The organism is Ancylobacter sp. SL191 (assembly GCF_026625645.1).
In the GTDB taxonomy this organism is placed as follows: domain Bacteria; phylum Pseudomonadota; class Alphaproteobacteria; order Rhizobiales; family Xanthobacteraceae; genus Ancylobacter.
This window is the reverse complement of the sequence record NZ_CP113056.1, coordinates 2458348-2475564: the sequence shown is the minus strand read 5'-3', so window position 1 is coordinate 2475564 and position 17217 is coordinate 2458348. Positions and strand designations below refer to the sequence as shown.

General features: G+C 69.4%; 21 protein-coding genes and 1 tRNA gene. 12 read left to right on the top strand and 10 right to left on the bottom strand.

The annotated features are described in order from the left end of the window. The 7 genes from OU996_RS11185 (at window position 1) to OU996_RS11155 (ending at window position 5450) form a co-directional block, all read left to right on the top strand. The gene (locus tag OU996_RS11185) at window positions 1–399 is read left to right on the top strand and encodes a cupin domain-containing protein (protein ID WP_267581679.1); all 399 of its coding nucleotides are present in this window, start codon (window positions 1–3) and stop codon (window positions 397–399) included. Beyond that, on the top strand, window positions 396–1247 hold the full coding sequence (locus tag OU996_RS11180; RefSeq protein ID WP_267581678.1) for a nitrilase-related carbon-nitrogen hydrolase: 852 nt from the start codon (window positions 396–398) through the stop codon (window positions 1245–1247). The genes OU996_RS11185 and OU996_RS11180 overlap by 4 nt, the downstream gene beginning before the upstream one ends. Window positions 1248–1265: 18 nt before the next feature. Beyond that, the gene (locus OU996_RS11175; RefSeq protein WP_267581677.1) at window positions 1266–1895 is read left to right on the top strand and encodes an SRPBCC family protein; all 630 of its coding nucleotides are present in this window, start codon (window positions 1266–1268) and stop codon (window positions 1893–1895) included. A gap of 46 nt (window positions 1896–1941) precedes the next feature. Continuing rightward, the gene (locus OU996_RS11170; protein ID WP_267581676.1) at window positions 1942–2832 is read left to right on the top strand and encodes a cyclase family protein; all 891 of its coding nucleotides are present in this window, start codon (window positions 1942–1944) and stop codon (window positions 2830–2832) included. Window positions 2833–2840: 8 nt separating this feature from the next. Beyond that, a complete protein-coding gene (locus OU996_RS11165) occupies window positions 2841–3383 on the top strand; it encodes a carboxymuconolactone decarboxylase family protein (RefSeq protein WP_267581675.1) in 543 nt (180 codons plus the stop codon). Window positions 3384–3472: 89 nt separating this feature from the next. Then, window positions 3473–4465 (top strand): aromatic ring-hydroxylating oxygenase subunit alpha, encoded by a 993-nt coding sequence (locus OU996_RS11160; RefSeq protein ID WP_267581674.1) that lies wholly within the window; start codon window positions 3473–3475, stop codon window positions 4463–4465. Window positions 4466–4496: 31 nt separating this feature from the next. Beyond that, window positions 4497–5450: a PDR/VanB family oxidoreductase gene (locus OU996_RS11155; protein WP_267581673.1), complete on the top strand. Its 954-nt coding sequence runs from the start codon at window positions 4497–4499 to the stop codon at window positions 5448–5450. Window positions 5451–5508: 58 nt separating this feature from the next. Here the strand turns inward: OU996_RS11155 and phnN are convergent, their stop codons facing one another. The 8 genes from phnN to phnG form a co-directional block, all read right to left on the bottom strand. Then, the gene (gene phnN / locus OU996_RS11150) at window positions 5509–6093 is read right to left on the bottom strand and encodes a phosphonate metabolism protein/1,5-bisphosphokinase (PRPP-forming) PhnN (protein WP_267581672.1); all 585 of its coding nucleotides are present in this window, start codon (window positions 6091–6093) and stop codon (window positions 5509–5511) included. Beyond that, window positions 6090–7229: an alpha-D-ribose 1-methylphosphonate 5-triphosphate diphosphatase gene (locus OU996_RS11145; protein WP_267581671.1), complete on the bottom strand. Its 1140-nt coding sequence runs from the start codon at window positions 7227–7229 to the stop codon at window positions 6090–6092. The genes phnN and OU996_RS11145 overlap by 4 nt, the downstream gene beginning before the upstream one ends. A gap of 7 nt (window positions 7230–7236) precedes the next feature. Next, complete coding sequence (phnL, locus tag OU996_RS11140) at window positions 7237–7941, bottom strand: phosphonate C-P lyase system protein PhnL (RefSeq protein WP_267581670.1); 705 nt, start codon at window positions 7939–7941, stop codon at window positions 7237–7239. Between the two features lie 175 nt (window positions 7942–8116). Beyond that, window positions 8117–8902: a phosphonate C-P lyase system protein PhnK gene (phnK, locus tag OU996_RS11135; RefSeq protein ID WP_267581669.1), complete on the bottom strand. Its 786-nt coding sequence runs from the start codon at window positions 8900–8902 to the stop codon at window positions 8117–8119. Then, on the bottom strand, window positions 8899–9939 hold the full coding sequence (locus tag OU996_RS11130; RefSeq protein ID WP_420712624.1) for an alpha-D-ribose 1-methylphosphonate 5-phosphate C-P-lyase PhnJ: 1041 nt from the start codon (window positions 9937–9939) through the stop codon (window positions 8899–8901). Before OU996_RS11130 ends, phnK begins: the two co-directional genes overlap by 4 nt. Then, window positions 9936–11069 carry a carbon-phosphorus lyase complex subunit PhnI gene (locus tag OU996_RS11125; protein ID WP_267581668.1) on the bottom strand — a complete coding sequence of 378 codons (1134 nt, stop codon included), beginning with the start codon at window positions 11067–11069 and terminating at the stop codon, window positions 9936–9938. Before OU996_RS11125 ends, OU996_RS11130 begins: the two co-directional genes overlap by 4 nt. 5 nt (window positions 11070–11074) lie before the next feature. Beyond that, window positions 11075–11671, bottom strand: coding sequence for a phosphonate C-P lyase system protein PhnH (gene phnH, locus OU996_RS11120; protein WP_267581667.1), 597 nt, complete (start codon window positions 11669–11671; stop codon window positions 11075–11077). A gap of 1 nt (window position 11672) precedes the next feature. Further along, entirely contained in the window at window positions 11673–12137 is a 465-nt protein-coding gene (gene phnG / locus OU996_RS11115; protein ID WP_267581666.1) for a phosphonate C-P lyase system protein PhnG, read from the bottom strand. Window positions 12138–12240: 103 nt separating this feature from the next. Here phnG and phnF point away from each other — a divergent pair, with 103 nt between their 5' ends. Further along, a complete protein-coding gene (phnF, locus tag OU996_RS11110) occupies window positions 12241–13035 on the top strand; it encodes a phosphonate metabolism transcriptional regulator PhnF (RefSeq protein ID WP_267581665.1) in 795 nt (264 codons plus the stop codon). A gap of 29 nt (window positions 13036–13064) precedes the next feature. Continuing rightward, window positions 13065–13673 carry a pyridoxamine 5'-phosphate oxidase family protein gene (locus OU996_RS11105; protein ID WP_267581664.1) on the top strand — a complete coding sequence of 203 codons (609 nt, stop codon included), beginning with the start codon at window positions 13065–13067 and terminating at the stop codon, window positions 13671–13673. On the opposite strand, the gene OU996_RS11100 is transcribed toward OU996_RS11105, so the two are convergent. Further along, window positions 13670–14779, bottom strand: coding sequence for an alpha-hydroxy acid oxidase (locus tag OU996_RS11100; protein ID WP_267581663.1), 1110 nt, complete (start codon window positions 14777–14779; stop codon window positions 13670–13672). The two genes, OU996_RS11105 and OU996_RS11100, sit on opposite strands and share 4 nt — an antisense overlap. Before the next feature lie 148 nt (window positions 14780–14927). Here OU996_RS11100 and OU996_RS11095 point away from each other — a divergent pair, with 148 nt between their 5' ends. Further along, on the top strand, window positions 14928–15542 hold the full coding sequence (locus OU996_RS11095) for a hypothetical protein (RefSeq protein ID WP_267581662.1): 615 nt from the start codon (window positions 14928–14930) through the stop codon (window positions 15540–15542). On the opposite strand, the gene OU996_RS11090 is transcribed toward OU996_RS11095, so the two are convergent. Beyond that, window positions 15529–16458, bottom strand: coding sequence for a metallophosphoesterase family protein (locus tag OU996_RS11090; RefSeq protein ID WP_267581661.1), 930 nt, complete (start codon window positions 16456–16458; stop codon window positions 15529–15531). The genes OU996_RS11095 and OU996_RS11090 overlap by 14 nt on opposite strands. Before the next feature lie 72 nt (window positions 16459–16530). Between OU996_RS11090 and OU996_RS11085 the strand changes: the two genes are divergently transcribed. Together OU996_RS11085 and OU996_RS11080 are read left to right on the top strand one after the other, a co-directional pair. Next, entirely contained in the window at window positions 16531–16989 is a 459-nt protein-coding gene (locus OU996_RS11085; protein ID WP_267581660.1) for an NUDIX domain-containing protein, read from the top strand. Window positions 16990–17097: 108 nt separating this feature from the next. Then, window positions 17098–17174, top strand: a tRNA-Met gene (locus OU996_RS11080). Window positions 17175–17217: the final 43 nt, after the last annotated feature.

The window sequence follows — 17217 nt, the reverse complement described above, 5'->3', positions numbered from 1 at the left end:
ATGGCGATCCGTGTCTTCCATCGCGACCATCCCAGCCTGCGCCTGCCGCTGATCTCCAAGGATGCGCGTTTCGTGGTCTGGCCCGGCGTCGGCGCGTGGAACGCCAACATGAACTATGTGCGCCTGGAGCCGGGCGAGGCCAACGTTCCCCATGTCCATGTCGCCTCGGAGGACACGATCTTCATTCTCGAAGGTCAGGGAACGATCTGCGACTACACCAACGACACCGAAATCCCCTTTCATGCCGGCTGCATCGTCCATGTGCCGGTCGGTCTGCGCCATGCGGTGAAGGCGGATCGCGGGGTCGGCATCGTCAGCGTCGGCGGCCCGGCGCCGGCGGATGTCGCGCTGCTCAAGGCGGTCAACGCGCTGCCCGCCGATGCGGAGCCCGGCCGATGACGCGGATCGGTGTCGCGGCGATCCAGGTGACGGTTCCTCTGTATGAGCCGGAAACCAGCCGTCGACGCATCGCCAGGGCGATCGACGCCGCCGCCCGAGAGGGCGCGCGGCTGATCGTGGTGCCCGAGCTCGCCATCTCCGGCTATGGGCTGCAGGCGGATGGCCTCGCGGCCTCGGCCGAGCCGCTGATCGGCCCGACCTTTGAAAGCTGGGCGGCGCTCGCCGCGGCGCATGGCGGCTACATCGCCGGCGGCTTCTGCGAGCGGGAGGGCGACCGGCTCTACAATTCGGCCATGCTGGTGGGCCCGCAGGGCCTCATCGGCCATTACCGCAAGCTGCATCTGTTCGACGCCGAGAAGCACATCTTCACGCCCGGCGACAAGGGCCTGCCGGTCCATGAACTGCCCTTCGGGCGGATCGGCCTGTGCGTGTGCTACGATCTGCGCTTCGTCGAGGTGGTGCGGGCGCTGGCGCTGCAGGGCGCCGACCTCATCGCCGTCCCCACCGCCTGGGTCGGCGGCTTCGACAGCATCCCCCGCGATTCCGGTGGCCTGATCACCCAGGCGCGCGGCGCGGCGGTGCAGGCCAATCTCAGCCAGGTCTTTCTCGCCTGCGCCTCTCAGGCCGGGACCGCTGGCGTCTCGCGTTTCCTCGGCTCCTCGCTGCTGGTCGATCCCTTCGGCACCGTGCTGGCCGGCCCGCTCGGCGCCGATGAGGAGGCGACGCTGCGGGCGGAGATCGACCTCGCCGACGCCGGTCGCGCACGGGTGCGCTCGGCGCTCATCCGCCCCCGCGAGGACCGGCGCACCGATGTCTATGGGCTCGCCGTCGGCGGGCATGTCCTGTGAGCCCGGCCGGAGGATGCCATGAAGCTTGAGCAGAACTTCATCATCGACCGGCCCTCCGACGCCGTGTGGGCGGCTTTCCACGACATCCCCGCCATGGCGGCCTGCCTGCCGGGTGCCGAATATCTCGGCCCCCGCGACGCGGGGCGCCACGCCGGCAAGGTGACCAGCAAGATCGGCCCTTTCCAGGCCAGCTTCGAGGGCGAGGCCGAGGTCATCTATGACGACACCGCGCGGACCATCGCGGTGGATGGCAAGGGCGTCGACCGCAAGGGCAACAGCCGTGGTCGCATGACCATGACCTGCACGCTGGCGCCCGACGGCGCGGCGACGAAGGTCGGCGTCGTCTCGGATGTGCAGCTCTCCGGCACCATCGCCCAGTTCGGGCGGACCGGGCTCATTACCGAGATCGCCAATGTGCTGGTCGCCGACTTCGTGCGCAATGTCGAGGCGACCATCCCTGTCTCTCCCACGTCGCCAAGCGCGGCGGAATCCGGCGGCCCGCCGACGGTCGCCGCCGTTGGAGACAGCACCGCGACCGCCGCCCCGTCCGCCCCGGCCACTCGCCCCGCCGCCCGGCCGCTCGGCACGGGCCGGCTGATCCTGATGGCGCTGCGGAGCTGGCTGTCCCGCCTGTTCGCACGCGCCTGACCTTCACGTTCTTCGCCACGCCCGGCCCAAACACAGGATGACCGCCATGAAGATCATCGACCTCAGCCACCTGATGAACGTGCATACGCCGGGCTGGGTCGGCTATGCCGGCAACAAGATGTACTATGCGCAGAACCTGCAGACGATCCACATCGTCGCCCAGCGCATCGACACCGCCCTGCATGTCGGCACCCACATCGACGGCGCCATGCACGGCACGGACGGCATGGGCGACATGGCCTCCTACCCGATGGACTTCCTGGTCGGCCCCGGCGCGGTGGTGGACGTCTCCCAGCACATGGAAGACTGGGCGGTCATCACCCCGGAAATGATCGAGAGCGCCCCGGTCGAGGTGAAGGACGGCGACATCCTGATCATCCACACCGGCTGGCACCGCTACTGGGAAGGCAAGCCGCAGCAGGATCTGGTGAAGTATTTCTGCATGCATCCGGGCGGCAAGCAGGAGCTGCTGAACTGGATGCTGAAGAAGAAGATCAAGTGGTTCGGCATCGACTGCGGGTCGGGCGACCACGCCATGAACACCACCATCCGCCGCATGCGCCCCGACCTCGCCAAGCAGTTCGAGGAGAAGGTGGGCATGAGCTGCGACGAGTTCTTCGGCAAGAACAGCTATGTCCACAAGCGCTCGGGCCGCAAGGTGGTGGAGGACTATTTCCCCTTCCACTCGCAGGCCTTCCAGGACGGGCTCATCCATGCCGAGAATGTCGGCGGCGACATCGAGCTGATGCTGAACCAGCGCGCGGTGATCGGCGCCTTCCCCTGGCGCTATGAAGGGCTTGAGGCCTGCCCCTGCCGCATCGTCTGCTTCCAGGGCATCGAGGAGAATGTCGAGGCGGTCGGCGACGTCGCCAAGGCGATCTTCGGCCCGCGCCAGATCGCCTCGGGCATGCTGTCCGGCGGTCCCGACGGGCGCTGAGGAGAGGGATGATGCTCATCGGCGCGCGTGACCCGGCGACCATGAACGCGGCCCAGCGGGCCCTGTATGACCGGATTGCCTCGGGTCCGCGCGGCGATGTGCCCAAGCCCTTCCTCGCCATGCTGGATGCGCCGGACATCGCCGATGCCATCCAGGCGGTCGGCGCGGCGATCCGCTTCGGCGGCGCCCTGCCGGACGACCGGCGCGAGGTGGCGATCCTCGCCGCCGCCGCCGCCTATGGCTCGGGCTATGAGTGGGACTATCACCTGCCCATCGCCCGCCGCCTCGGCGTGAGCCAGGCCGTCATCACCGCCGCGCGCAGTGGCGACATCCGCCCGCTTGAGGGCGCGGAGCCGCCGGAAATGGCGGCCATCATCGGCTTCTGCCGCGCCGCCATTGCCGACAACAAGGCCGACCCGGTTCACCTCGCCATGCTGGGCGCGTCGCTCGGCCGGGCGGGGGCCAGCGAGGTGGTCGCCATCGCCGGCTATTACCCGCTGCTGGCGCTCTTCCTCGCCGCAGCCGGGCTCGATCATCCCGTCGGAGGCTGAGCGGCCACGCTGGTCGCCTTTTCCACGACGGGCACGACGAGCGGCGCCGAACGCCGCCTCCCTGTCCGTCCAACCATGGGAAAGGCCGCATGACCAAGCTATCGCTGCGCCATTACTGGCATCCGCTCGCCACCTCCAACGAGGTGAGCGAGGCGCCCGCCCGCTTCTTCATGCTGGGCGAGCAGCTCGTCGCCTATCGCTGGGGCGACGAGGTCCGCATCTTCAAGGATCTGTGCATTCATCGCGGCGCCGCCTTCACGGCCGGCGGCACGGTGAGGGACGGCAATATCGTCTGCCCCTATCACGGCTGGGCCTATGACGGCTCGGGCGCCTGCGTCCACATTCCCTCGCTCCAGCCCGGCCAGCCGATCCCGGAAAAGGCCCGCGCCACCGCCTATCAGGCCCGCGAGGCCTATGGGCTGGTCTGGGTCTGCCTCGCCGCGCCGGCCATGCCGTTCCCGGTCTGGCCGGACGACGCCTGGAACCGCGACGATTACCGCGTGGTGTTCGTCAAGGCCTATGACTGGAAGGCGTCGGCGGGCCGGGTGGTCGAGAACGCCATGGATATGTCGCACTTCAACTTCGTCCATACCGGCTATACCGAACTGGCCGACGGCCCGGTGATCAAGCCCTATGAGGTCACCCGCACCGAGCGCGGGCTGAACTACGCCTATGATGACGGCCATCTGCTGCGCGACTACGTCGTCGAGTTCCCCTTCCTCGTGCATGACCGCAAGAGCGTGGTGAACGCCGCCGGCGGCAAGACCTGGTCGGATGGCGACAACGCCAAGTCCGGCGACGTCACCCTGCTGAGCTTCCTCGCCGCCCCCATCGATGAGGTGCGTACCCGCATCTATGTCTTCGTCGGGCGCAATCACTCGCTCGACCGGGAGGACAGCGCGTTCACCGCCGGCTTCGACATCGTGATGGAGCAGGACCAGCGCATCGTCGAGACCCAGCGCCCCGAGCAGATCCCGACCGCGATCAGCGAGGAGCTGCACCTGCGCTTCCCGGACGCCGGCGCCGTGCAGTACCGCCGCATGCTGCGCGACCTCGACAAGGCGGAAGCCTTCGTGCCGTGAGGCACGCAGGCTCACAGGGCGAGGTCGACCGATGAACGAGATCAGGCTCCGCGTGCGCTCCATCACGCAGCTCACCCGCTCCATCCGTTCCTACGAGCTCGTCGCCGAGACCCGAGGCGGCGCGCTCAAGCCCTTCACCGCCGGCGCCCATCTCACCGTCACCCTGCCCTCGGGCCTGCGCCGCGCCTATTCCCTGCACAACCCGCCCTCCGAAGCGGGGCGCTACCGCATTGCCGTGCAGCGCGAGGCCGCCGGCCGTGGCGGCTCGATCGAGATGCATGAGCGCGTGCAGCCCGGCGATACGCTGGCCGTTTCCGCCCCGCGCAATCTCTTCGCGCTGGCGCCCGAAGGCCCGGCCCTGCTCATCGCCGGGGGCATCGGCATCACGCCGCTTCTCGCCATGGCGGCGCAGCTGCGGGACGAGGGCCGGGCGGCCCGGCTGGTCTATCTCGTGCGCCAGAGCGAGGACGCGGCGTTCCTCGACGAGATCGAGGCGCTGGCCGCGCGCGGGCTCGCCGTGGAGCTTCACGCCGATGGCGGCGACCCCGCGCGGGCCTACCCTCTTGCGGACCTTCTTGCCACGGTGCCGGACGACACCCATGTCTATTGCTGCGGCCCGGCCGGGCTGATGACCGCCGTGGCAATGGCCGGCGCGCATCTGCCGACCGAACGGATGCATTTCGAGTCGTTCACCAATGAGGAAGCGGCCCCGCGCGCGGGGGATGCCGGCTTTGTGGTGCGGCTGGCGCGGAGCGGGCGCACCGTGGCGGTCGCGGCCGGCGAGAGCATTCTCGACGCCCTGCTCGGGCAGGGGCTCGACATCGACTATAGCTGCAACGAAGGAACCTGCGGCACCTGCATTACGCGGGTGCTGGCCGGCGGGATCGACCACCGCGACAAGGTGCTGCTGCCGCAGGAACGCGCCGACCACATCATCATCTGCTGCTCGCGGGCGACCACCGCGGAGCTGACCCTCGATCTCTGACGGCGCCGGCCCGGCGCGGACGGCATGAGGAAATGACCGCCACGAGGCGACGCCCCCCTCACAGTCCCCGCAGAAACGCCGCCAGCCGCTCGCCGGCGGCGTCGACCGCGTCGACATTGAGGATGTGCAGCTCCGGCGGGGCGTCGAGCGCCGGCTCGCGGGCGAGGCGGGCGAGCACCTCTGACGCGCTCTCGCGCCCGCGCGCGGCGATGCGGGCGGCCAGCACCTCCGGCGGGGCGGTCACATGCACCACCTTGAGATGGGCGAAGCGCGCCCGCGCCTCCGCCACCGCGGCGCGCGAGCCATTGGCGATGACGGTGCGCCCCGCCGCGATGGCCTCGCCCACTTCCGCGCCCAGCGCATAGGCGAGGCCATTGGCGCACCAGTGCAACGGGAAGCGGCCCTGTGCCACGCCCGCCTCATAGGCGGCGGCGTCGATGGCGATATGGTCCTCGGTCGCGTCCACCGGGCGGGTGATGCGGCGGCGGGCGAAAAGGAGGTCGTCCCGCCCCGCGAGCCGGGCGCGGGCATAGGCGAGCAGCGTGTCCTTGCCGGCGCCGGACGGGCCGACCACCAGCACCAGCACGCCGGGGCCGAGCCGGGCCGGCACCGTGCGCTCCTGAACCTCGTCCGCCCCGCTCATGCGATCCGCGCCCCCGCGCGCCAGACTTCCCGCACCGCCGGCGCCGGGCCGGAATCGGCCACGCGCACCATGTCGGCCCGCAGCCCTTCGGCCAGCCGGCCGCGATCCGTCAAGCCCGCCGCGTCGGCCGGGTTGCCGCTGACCATGCGCACGGCCTGCGGCAGGGTGATGCTCGCAACGCGGCTCGGCAGCTCGAAGGCCGCCAGCAGTAGGCTGCCGGGCACATAATCGGAGGAGAGGATGTCCAGCACGCCGCGCTGCGCCAGCGTCTGCGCCGCGACATTGCCGGTGTGCGAACCGCCGCGCACAATGTTCGGCGCGCCCATCAGCACGCGGATGCCGGCCTTGTGCGAGCCATCCGCCGCCGCGTCGGTGGTCGGAAATTCGGCGATGGCCACCCCGTCGGCGATGGCTTCGCTCACATGCGCCTCGCTCGCATCATCATGGCTCGCCAGCACGATGGAGCGCGCGCGCGCCAATTCCACCAGCCGCGCCCGGTTGGGGCGGGCAAGGCGCGCATGGGCGTCGAGCCGGTCGGCGACGACGATGTCCATCTCGGCATCGGTCATGCCGCTCTTCTTCTTGTAGTAGCTGCGGAACTGCTCGACGGTGAGGAACTGGCGCTGGCCGGGCGTGTGGTCCATCAGCGAGATCAAGCGCACATCGGCGCTTTCCATCAGCGCCTGGGCATCCTCCACCACGCCATCGGCCGCCACCTCGCAGCGCAGATGGATGTGATGCTCGGCGCGCAGCAATCCCGCCTCCTGCGCCTGCCGCAGCGTGGCGGCAAGCAGCGGCGCGTCGCCATCCATGCCCACCGCCTTCTTGTCCGGCCAGACGCGCAGCGAATCGAACACGGTGGTGATGCCGGAGGTGGCGATCTGCGCGTCATAGGCGGTGACCGCCGCGAAGGCGTTCCAGGTGACGCGCGGGCGCGGGTAGAGATGGCCCTCCACCGCATCGGTGTGCAACTCGACAAAGCCCGGCAGCAGATAGTCGCCGCCCATGTCGAGCGCCGTGCGGGGGACACTGCCCTCGCCGATCTCCGCGATCACCCCGTCGCGCACCACGATGTGCCCGGCGCGCACCGCATCCGCCAGCACCAGCCGCGCATTGGCATAGACCGTCTCGTTCATCATTCCCTCACGCCGCCTGCCGGCCGAATTCGGTCACGTCGATCACCCGGTCGCACACCGCCTCGCGCACCTCGGCATCGTGGAAGATGCCGAGAATGGCGACGCCGGCGCGCTTCTTTTCCTCGATCAACTCCACCACCACGGCGCGGTTGGCCGCATCCAGCGAGGCGGTGGGCTCGTCCATCAGCAGGAGCGGGCGATGGGCGATCAGCCCGCGGGCGATGTTCACCCGCTGCTGCTCGCCGCCCGAAAAGGTCGCCGGCGGCAGGCTCCACAGCCGCTCCGGCAGGTTGAGCCGGGCGAGCAGCGCGCCGGCCCGCGCGGTCGCTTCCTCGCGCGCCACGCCATCGCCGATCAGCGGCTCGGCCACCACGTCGCGCGCGCCGACGCGGGGGATCACCCGCAGGAACTGGCTGACATAGCCCATGGTCTGCCCGCGCAGCCGGATCAGCCGGCGCGGCTCGGCGGTGGCGACATCGACGGTCTCGTCGCCATCGCGCACCTGGATGGTGCCGGCATCGACGCGGTAATTGCCGTAGACCATTTTCAGCAGCGAGCTCTTGCCCGCCCCCGAGGGCCCGCCCAGCGCCACGCATTCCCCGGCGAACAGCTCGAAACCGGCCCCCGCCACCACCGGCAGCCGCGCCCCCTCGCGCAGATGCAGGATGAAGGTCTTGGAGAGGCCCGCGACGGAGAGGATGGGGGTGTTCATGTGTGTTCTCCTGCCCGACGACCACCGCCCCACGCGACGTCATGGCCGGGCTTGGCCCGGCCATCCACGCCTTGGACGGAGCGCTGGAAGTCATGGATGCCCGGGCTGATCCCCGGATCAAGTCCGGGGACGGGCATGACGGTGCTCTGTCTGGACGCTCCGCTCATGTGTCCCCTCACGCCGCCAGAACCGAGGACACCAGCAATTGCGTGTAGGGCTCGCGCGGGTCGTCGAGCACCTGGTCGGTGATGCCGGTTTCGATCACCCGCCCCTGCCGCATCACCACCATGCGGTGGGAGAGCAGCCGGGCCACGGCAAGGTCGTGGGTGACGATGATGACCGCCAGCCCCAGCTCAGCCACCAGCTGGCGGATGAGATCGAGCAGGCGCGCCTGCACCGACACATCGAGCCCCCCGGTCGGCTCGTCCATGAAAACGAGGCGCGGGCGCGTCACCAGATTGCGGGCGATCTGCAGCCGCTGGCGCATGCCGCCGGAAAAGGCGCGCGGGTCGTCGTCGATCCGGTCGCCGGCGATTTCCACCTTGGCGAGCCAGTCCAGCGCCTCCGCGCGGATGTCGCCATAGTGGCGCCAGCCGACCGCCATCAGCCGCTCGCCGACATTGCCGCCGGCCGAGACCGCCATGCGCAACCCCTCCGCCGGGTTCTGCCGCACGAAACCCCAATCGGTGCGCATCAGCAGCCGCCGCTCGGCCGCGCCGAGGCTGGCGAGGTCCGCCAGCCGCCCGTCGCGCATCCGGTAGGAGACGCGCCCGGCGCTGGGCGCGAGTTCGGTGGAGAGCAGGCCGAGCAGGGTCGACTTGCCCGAGCCGGATTCGCCCACCACCGCCAGCACCTCGCCGGGATGGACGGTGAGCGACACGTCGCGGCAGCCAATGCGCGCGCCGTAATTCTTCGACAGGCCCTCGGCGATGAGGAGGGGGTGGTCGTGCTGCGTGGTCATATCGTCCCCTCCCTCGTCATCCCGGCCGGAGGCGAAGCCTTCGAGCCGGGATCGTCGGCAGAAACAGGTGCATCATCGTCCCGCGATCCCGGCTCTGCGCCGCATTGCGGCTCCGGCCGGGATGACGGCGTCTGGGGCACGCCCAGCGTCCCCACATGCCCCTGCGCCTGCCGGTCGTTGCAGTAATCCGTGTCCGAACACACGAACATCCGCCCGCCCCGATCATCGAGGATCACCTCGTCGAGATAGACGCCCGTCGCCGCGCAGAGCGCGCAGGGCTGGGCGAAGCGCTGCACCTTGAAGGGGTGGTCCGCGAAATCCAGCGAACGCACCTTCGTGTAGGGCGGAATGGCGTAGATGCGCTTTTCCCGCCCCGCGCCGAATAATTGCAGCGCCGGGCAATCGTCCATTTTCGGGTTGTCGAATTTCGGGATCGGCGAGGGGTCCATCACATAGCGGCCCGCCACCTCCACCGGATAGGCATAGGTGGTGGCGATATGGCCGTGCCGGGCGATGTCCTCATAGAGCTTCACATGCATGAGGCCATATTCGGCCAGCGCGTGAAGCTGGCGCGTCTCGGTCTCGCGCGGCTCGAGAAAGCGCAGCGGCTCGGGGATCGGCACCTGATAGACGAGGATCTGGTTCTCGTTCAGCGCCGTCTCGGGGATGCGGTGGCGGGTCTGGATCACCGTCGCCTGCGTCGTGGCGGTGGTGGTCGCCACCCGCGCGGTCTTCTCGAAGAAGCCGCGAATGGCCACTGCGTTGGTCGTGTCGTCCGCCCCCTGGTCGATGACCTTCAGCACGTCCTCCGGGCCGAGCACGGCGGCGGTCACCTGCACGCCGCCCGTGCCCCAGCCATAGGGCATCGGCATTTCGCGCGCGGCGAACGGCACCTGATAGCCGGGAATGGCGATCGCCTTGAGGATCGCCCGGCGGATCATCCGTTTCGTCTGCTCATCGAGATAGGCGAAATTGTAGGTGATGTCGGGCATGGAGCCGCCGGTGGCAGCGCGGGCCTCGCGGACAGGCGCGTTCATTCCGCGGCCTCCTTCATCTCGGTCTCGTGTTCGGCGCGCATGCGGCGCACCAGATCGAGCTCGGCCTGGAAGTCGACATAGTGCGGCAGCTTCAGATGCTCGACGAAGCCGGTGGCCTGCACATTGTCGCAATGGGAGAGCACGAATTCCTCGTCCTGCGCCGGGGCGCCGGGCTCTTCGCCCAGCTCCTTCCAGCGCAGCGCCCGCTCGACCAGCGCCATCGACATCGCCTTGCGCTCGCACTGCCCGAAGACGAGGCCATAGCCGCGGGTGAACTGCGGCGGCACCTCGGCCGAGCCCTTGAACTGGTTCACCATCTGGCACTCGGTGAGCTGCACCCGGCCGAGCGAGACGGCAAAGCCGAGCTCGGGCAGCTCGAACATCACCTCGACATCGCCGAAGCGGATTTCGCCGACAAAGGGGTGCGAGCGGGCATAGCCGCGCTGGGTGGAGTAGCCGAGCGCCAGCAGATAGCCCTCGTCGCCTCGCGCCAGTGTCTGGAGACGGGTTGCCCGATCCACCGGGAAGGACACCGGCGCGCGGGTGATGTCGAAGGGCTCGGAACCGTCATCGGCCGGGGCCGGCTCGACCAGCCCCTCGCGCCCGAGCAGGTCGGTCACGCGGGGCATCGCAAGCGGCTTGGACGCATCGGCCTGACCCGCCGCGATGTCGGACACACTGGCCTGATCGTCCACCTCACTGCACTGACCAGCCACCGGATCTTCACCACCCAGAGACGTATCGAGCAGCCGGTGCGTGTAGTCGAACGTAGGTCCAAGAAGCTGCCCGCCGGGCAGATCCTTATAGGTGGCGGAGACACGCCGGCGCACCAGCATCTGCGCGGTGTCGAGCGGTATAGTGGCACCGAAGCGGGGCAGCGTGGTGCGGAAGGCGCGGATGAGGAAGATCGCCTCGATCAGGTCGCCACGCGCCTGCTTCACCGCCAGAGCGGCGAGTTCGACATCGTAGAGCGAGCCTTCCGCCATCACCCGGTCGACCGCAAGGGTGAGCTGCCCGGCGATCTGCTCCAGCGTGAGCGCGGGCAAATTCGTCTTTCCGCGCCGACGCTTGGCCAGAAGCTGGTGGGCGTTGCGGATGGCCTTCTCGCCGCCTTTTGCTGCGACATACATGAGCCTCAGCCCTCCCGGACGGTGACGGAACGCGGCAGGCCGACCACCGCGCCGGCGCCCGCCAGCAGGAGATCGACGCCGAGCGGAAACAGACGGCGGTTCGCCGCGAGCTGAGAGGTAAAATGATCCGGCAGCGGCGCCGCGCCGAGCCCGATCATCCCCTGGATGCCCGGCCCTTCGAGCCAGAGCCCCTCCCCGGTGAGCGTCGCCACCTGAAGGATCAGCGTCGCGGAGGCGTCCGGGAATTCCGGCGTGCCCGCGGCGAAGGCGGAAAGCTCAGGCATTTCAAGGGGATCGGCGATCACCGCGAAGCGCGCCAAAGCCGGATCGCTGACGATGGGCGCGCCGGTGTGGAAGCGCAGGAAGTCCGCCACCGCCGGCACGCCGGCGAGCGTGGCATCCAGCCAGAGCGGGGTCTCGAAGTCGCACAGCGCCAGCACCAGCGCCGCCGCCTCGCGGTTCAGCGGCGCGGGCGGGGTGAGATCGGTGGCGAGCGGCGCTGGCAGGCCGGGCCGGGCCATCGCCCACATCGCCGCGCGGAAGGCGGCCTGCGAGTCGAAGACGGGATCATGGAAGCCGGCAGCAAGTGTCTGAAGTGACATATCAATCCTCGCCGCGCACCAGGGTGAAGAAGTCGACCTTGGTGGCCGCGGTCTCCGTGCGCACCGCCGCATCCTCGGCGGCCAGGCGCGCCGTCACCGGGGCAAGCGCGGCATCCACCGCCGCCCGGCGCGGCGCCTCCTGCCAGAGCGCGTCGATCAACGCCGCCACGCGGGCGGCCCGGACATCGCGGCCCAGCCGGTAGCAAAATCCTACCGCTCCACTCTCGAGCCGCACCGTCGCCCGGCTCACCGTCGCCTCGCCGAGATTGAACGGCGCGCCATCGCCGCCGGTCCGCCCGCGCAGCATCACCAGCCCGGTCTCTGGCGGGCGCAGATCCCGCGCCGCCGGCACCGGATCGAGAGCGGCGAGAGCATCCGCCAGCTCGGCGAAACTCGCCCGCGCCAGCACCGCCATGACAGCCGGCCGCGCCGCTACATCGTTGAAGTCGTTCAGGGATTTTTCCATCGCCGCCTTCAGCTCCCCTTAAGAGAGCCGCCAAGAAACGGGTTTACTTGCCGGCGAGTTTGTATAATGATCTATACAAATAGGCAAGAGCGGTTCTGACCCGATGTCGAAGATCATGGCCGGCAGCGACGACAGCGCGATGACGCGGGAGGCGGGCTCCGAGGCGGCGGCGGCGGCCGATGTCGCCCGTGGCACCGGTATTTCGCTGTGGAAGCAGATCGTCGAGCGCATCGAGGCCGACATCACCGAAGGGCGGCTCGCGCCGGGCACCCGCCTGCCGACCGAAATGGAGCTGGCCGAGCGCTTCGGCGTGAACCGCCACACGCTGCGCCGCGCCCTCTCAACCCTTGCGGAACAAGGACTTATCGAGGCGACGCCGGGGCGTGGCACCTTCGTGAAGGAGCCGCCGATCCGCTACCCGATCGGCCCGCGCACCCGCTTCTCCGAGATCGTTTCCGGCGAAGGCCGCGCCCCCAGCGGGCGCCTCGTCGCCTCGCAGGTCGAGATTGCGTCACCGGACATCGCCAGCGCGCTCAAGCTTCCGCCGGGCGCCGAAGTGCTGCGCATCGAGATGCTGCGCGAGGCCGACGGCGTGCCCATCACCTATGGCACGCATTGGTATGAAGCTACCTCCTGCTGCGATCTCGATCTGCTGGTCGCCGCCACCGGCTCGGTGACGCGGGCGCTGGAGACGCTCGGCCTCGGCGATTACCGCCGGCTGGAAACCCGCATCACCGCGCGCCCGGCGGACGAGAAGGAGCGCCACCTGCTCAGCCTCCCCATGGGTCGCACCGTCATGGTGGTGGAGGCGGTAAACGGCGATGCGCGGCGCCGGCCGATCCAGTTTTCGCGTGCCTCTTTCGCGGCGGACCGTGTACAGCTCGTCATCAAAAGCTGATCTCTGTCAGAGCCTTAGAGGAGCCGCATATGGCCGCCATCACCTCGCTCGACGCGCTGCGCGCGCTCTACCCACCCGTGCGCGAGCGCAGCCGGCTCAAGGTTCTTCCGCTGCTGGACGGCCATGGCCGCCGCTTCATCGGGCTCTCGCCGCTGGTCATGATGGCCAGCTTCGGCAGCGACGGGCGGGCCGATGTCACCCCGCGCGGCGACGCCGTCGGCTTTGTCGGGGTCGAGGATGAGCGCACGCTGCTCATCCCTGACCGGCCGGGCAATAACCGTCTGGATACGCTTACCAATCTGCTGACCAACCCGGCCATTGGCCTCTTATTCCTCATCCCCGGCGTCGACGAGACGCTGCGGGTGAACGGCCGCGCCGAGATCCGCGACGATGCCGATCTGCTGGCCCGTTTCGCCGTGGGCGAGAGGCCGCCGGCGACCGTGCTGCGCGTCACCGTCGAGGAAGCCTATCTGCACTGCGCCAAGGCGTTCATGCGCTCCGGCGCCTGGGATCCGGCGCGCCAGATCGACCGCGCGAGCCTGCCCAGCATGGGCGAAATGCTGCGCGACCAGCTCGGCCTCGCCACTGCCGAGACGCAGGCGGAAATGCTGGAACGCTACAAGGCGACGCTCTACTAGGCGCCGCCGCCTTCGCGGTTCCATATTACCTGCGACCCGATATCGGCCAGCGTGGCGCAGCCGGTCAGCACCATGGCGATCTCGAACTCGCTGCGCAGCAGATGCAGCACATGCGCCACGCCCGCCGGCCCGGCGACCGCCAGGCCGTACAGATAAGGCCGCCCGACCAGCACCGCGCTCGCCCCCAGCGCCAGCGCCTTCAACACATCCGTGCCGCGCCGGATTCCGCCATCGAGCAGCACCGGCACCCGCCCGGCCACCGTGCGGGCGATGGCGGGCAGCACGTCGAGCGTGGCCGGCACGCTGTCCAGCACCCGCCCGCCATGGTTGGAAACGATGAGGCCGTCCACCCCCAGCGCCAGCGCCCGCTCGGCATCCTCCGGCGTCATGACACCCTTGAGAATCAACGGCAAACGCGTCCATTCGCGCAGCCGGGCGATGTCGTCCCAGCGCGCGGTGACATCGAGAAAGCCGCGAAACATCAGGCTTTCGCCGAGCTCCGCCGCCGCGATATGGCGCGTGTGCAGCCCGCGCAGATTGGCATGCTCAGAGAGCTTGGGCGGCACATAGCCCGCCCGCTGCTCGCGGTTGCGGAAGGCATGGATCGGCGCATCCACCGTCACCACCAGCGCGCCATAGCCCGCCGCCTCGGCCCGGCGCACCAGCGCCTGCGTGAAGGCGCGGTCATGCTGGACATAGAGCTGGAACCACAGCGGCGTGCGCGCCGCCTGGGCGATCTCTTCCAGCGTCACATCGGCCTCGGTGCTCACCACCATCCCCGCCCGCGCGCCCGCCGCGCCGATAACGGTGGCGATCTCCGCCTCCGGCAAAGCGAGGCCGTGATGGGCGGTGGGGGCGAGCAGGATGGGGTGTTCGAAGCTTTGGCCGAACAGCGTCAACATAGTACCGCCGCCGGCGAAATCGGTGAGCACGCGCGGGCGCAGCTTCACCCGGTCGAACGCCTCGCGGTTCCAGCCAACCGTCAGCTCATCCGCCGCCCCGCCGCTGTAATAGGCGAACGCCGCCGGCGACAGGCACTCGCGCGCCAGCGGCTCGTAATCCGCGACCGCGACCACACCGGGGGGAATCTCGAAACGTTGCGCCATGCCGCTTCATAGCCTCTCGCGCGGTCCCGTGCAGCCGCGAATCCCCAAGCGAGGCCCAACGACGCATTAACCCGGCGGGGGTACACTCTCCCCTGCTGCGGGCACCGACAGGACGGGCGAGGCGGCGGAAACGGGGTTGGGGACAGGCATGGACGACAGCGAGCGCCACGGCGGCGACACGCCCGGCCTCTCCCTGCGCGAGGCCATCCGCGCCGCGCGGATCGAGGCGGCCGAACGCTCGGGCGTGATCGTGGAACTGCGCGACGCCAGCCTCGCGCGGCTGTCCATGCTCAACGAGATGCTGGACCCGATCTTCGAGGACGTGCCGCTCGACCATGCCGATCTGTTCGATCGCGGCCTGATGCCGGGCGAGACGCCGCGCCTTTTCGTCGACATGGTCGCCCATGTGGCGCTGGGGCGCGACCGGCGCACCTTCCGCTTCCTGCAGGACACCCGCGCCGGCCGCCGCGTGCTGGCCGAGAGCACCAATCCGAATGATATCGTTGACGCGGTAACGCGTTACGTTGCCCGTCGGCTGATCGCCCGCGAGCAGGCCATGGTCTCTACCCTCGCGCCGTCCGAGGCCGAGCCGATCGCCCATCCGGCGCCGCACCACCCTGCCCCGGCTGCGCCGGAGGCACCGCTGGGGCAGCGAGATGCGCCGCGCGGGCGATTCGGTATGTTCCTGCTGGGTCTCGTGCTCGGCGCCGTCGCCGCGATCGGCCTGTCGGCGCTCTACGGCCTGCCCGTCAGCCTGCGCTGAGCGAGCCGCTCAGCACGCGCCGTGTGCGGGTATCCACCGCCACCTCGCCGCGCTGGAAACCGCGCGACTCCAGAGAGCAGCGCCAGGGAAACGGCGCATCCGCCACCCGCTCGATCCGGTAGAGATGATAGCCGCCCGGCCAGTGCCGGTCTTCCGGCCCGGCCGCGAAGGACGGCGCCTCGACGACCGGTATCAGACCACCATTCGGACCCGGCAGCATCTCGACCATCGGCACATGGTCGTGGCCGCAGATCACCAGCTCCGCACCATAGCGGGCGAGCACGGCGCGAACTTCGGTCTCGTCGATCAGCCGCTTGTGGCCGGCGCGGATGCCGCAGGGCGGGTGGTGTATCAATACCACGCGGAACATCCCCTCCGCCCCGAGCTGCTCCAGCGCCTGCGCCAGGCGCTCGCGCTGCTCCCGGCCGACCTTGCCGGTCGCCATGAAGGGCCGGGTGGGAATGGCGGTGGAGACACCGATCAGTGCCACGCCCTCGCGCCGGCGGATAAAGGGAAAGGCGCTCTCGTCGGTCACGTCGCCATTCACGCCGTCACCGCGCATATAGTCGCCCCAGTTCAGCAGCGAGTGATGCGCGGTGGAGCGGACATAGGCGTCGTGATTACCGGGCACGACGGTAACATCATGCCCCTCGCCCAGCGATTTCAGAAAGTTGAGCCCGGTGGCGAATTCGGCGGCCAGACCGACATTCACCAGATCGCCGGTGACCGCGATATGGTCCGGCGCCATCGCCTTGATGTCGGCCACCAGCAGGTCGATGGTGGCGACATTGAAGCGGTGCTGGCGGCCGCGCCGCCAGTTGAGCACGCCAAGGGCGCGCTTGCCGGCGAGCTCGGCGAAGCGGGCGCGCGGCAGCGGACCAAGATGGGCGTCGGTGAGATGAGCGAGGACAAACACGGGGGTCTCCTTATCAGCCCCAGCGCCGCGATGGAATGCGGCGCGGACACGCCTTCCGTGCAAAAGCCCGGCATGGGACCGCGTCTTTTCACCCGGATGGTACATGGCTGGGGGCGGCTGACGCGCGGCATGACGCTCGGGGTAAAAGCGCTGGTGATCGACGAGGCCGGCGCCATCCTGCTGGTGCGCCACGGCTATGTGCCGGGCTGGCATCTGCCCGGCGGCGGGGTCGAGGTCGGCGAGACGGCGGAGGAAGCGCTGGCGCGCGAGCTGCGCGAGGAAACCGGCATCCTCACGCTCAGTCGGCCGCGCCTGCATGGCCTGCTGCTCAACCGCAACCTCGCCCGGCGTGACCATGTCGCGGTCTATGTCGTCGAGCAGTTCGACAGAGGTGTCATGCCACCTCCGAGTCGGGAAATCGCCGAGATCGGCGTCTTCCCGCCGGATCGCCTGCCGGAGGCGACGACCGCCCCGACGCGGCGGCGCATCCACGAAGTCATCACCAACTCACCGCCGGCGGCGCACTGGTGAGGCAAGTTCTGAGGAAAGAGCCCACCTCGCGCACCTGCCGCCTTGACACCGTCCGGCACCCTTCCTTATATCGCGCCACTCTGCGAACGGCCTCCGGGCCGGGCGTGTGGCGGGGTAGCTCAGCTGGTTAGAGCACGGGAATCATAATCCTGGGGTCGGGGGTTCAAGTCCCTCTCCCGCTACCACTTCTCGCAGAGTTCCATTAAGTCAGACGATAGAGACAACCGG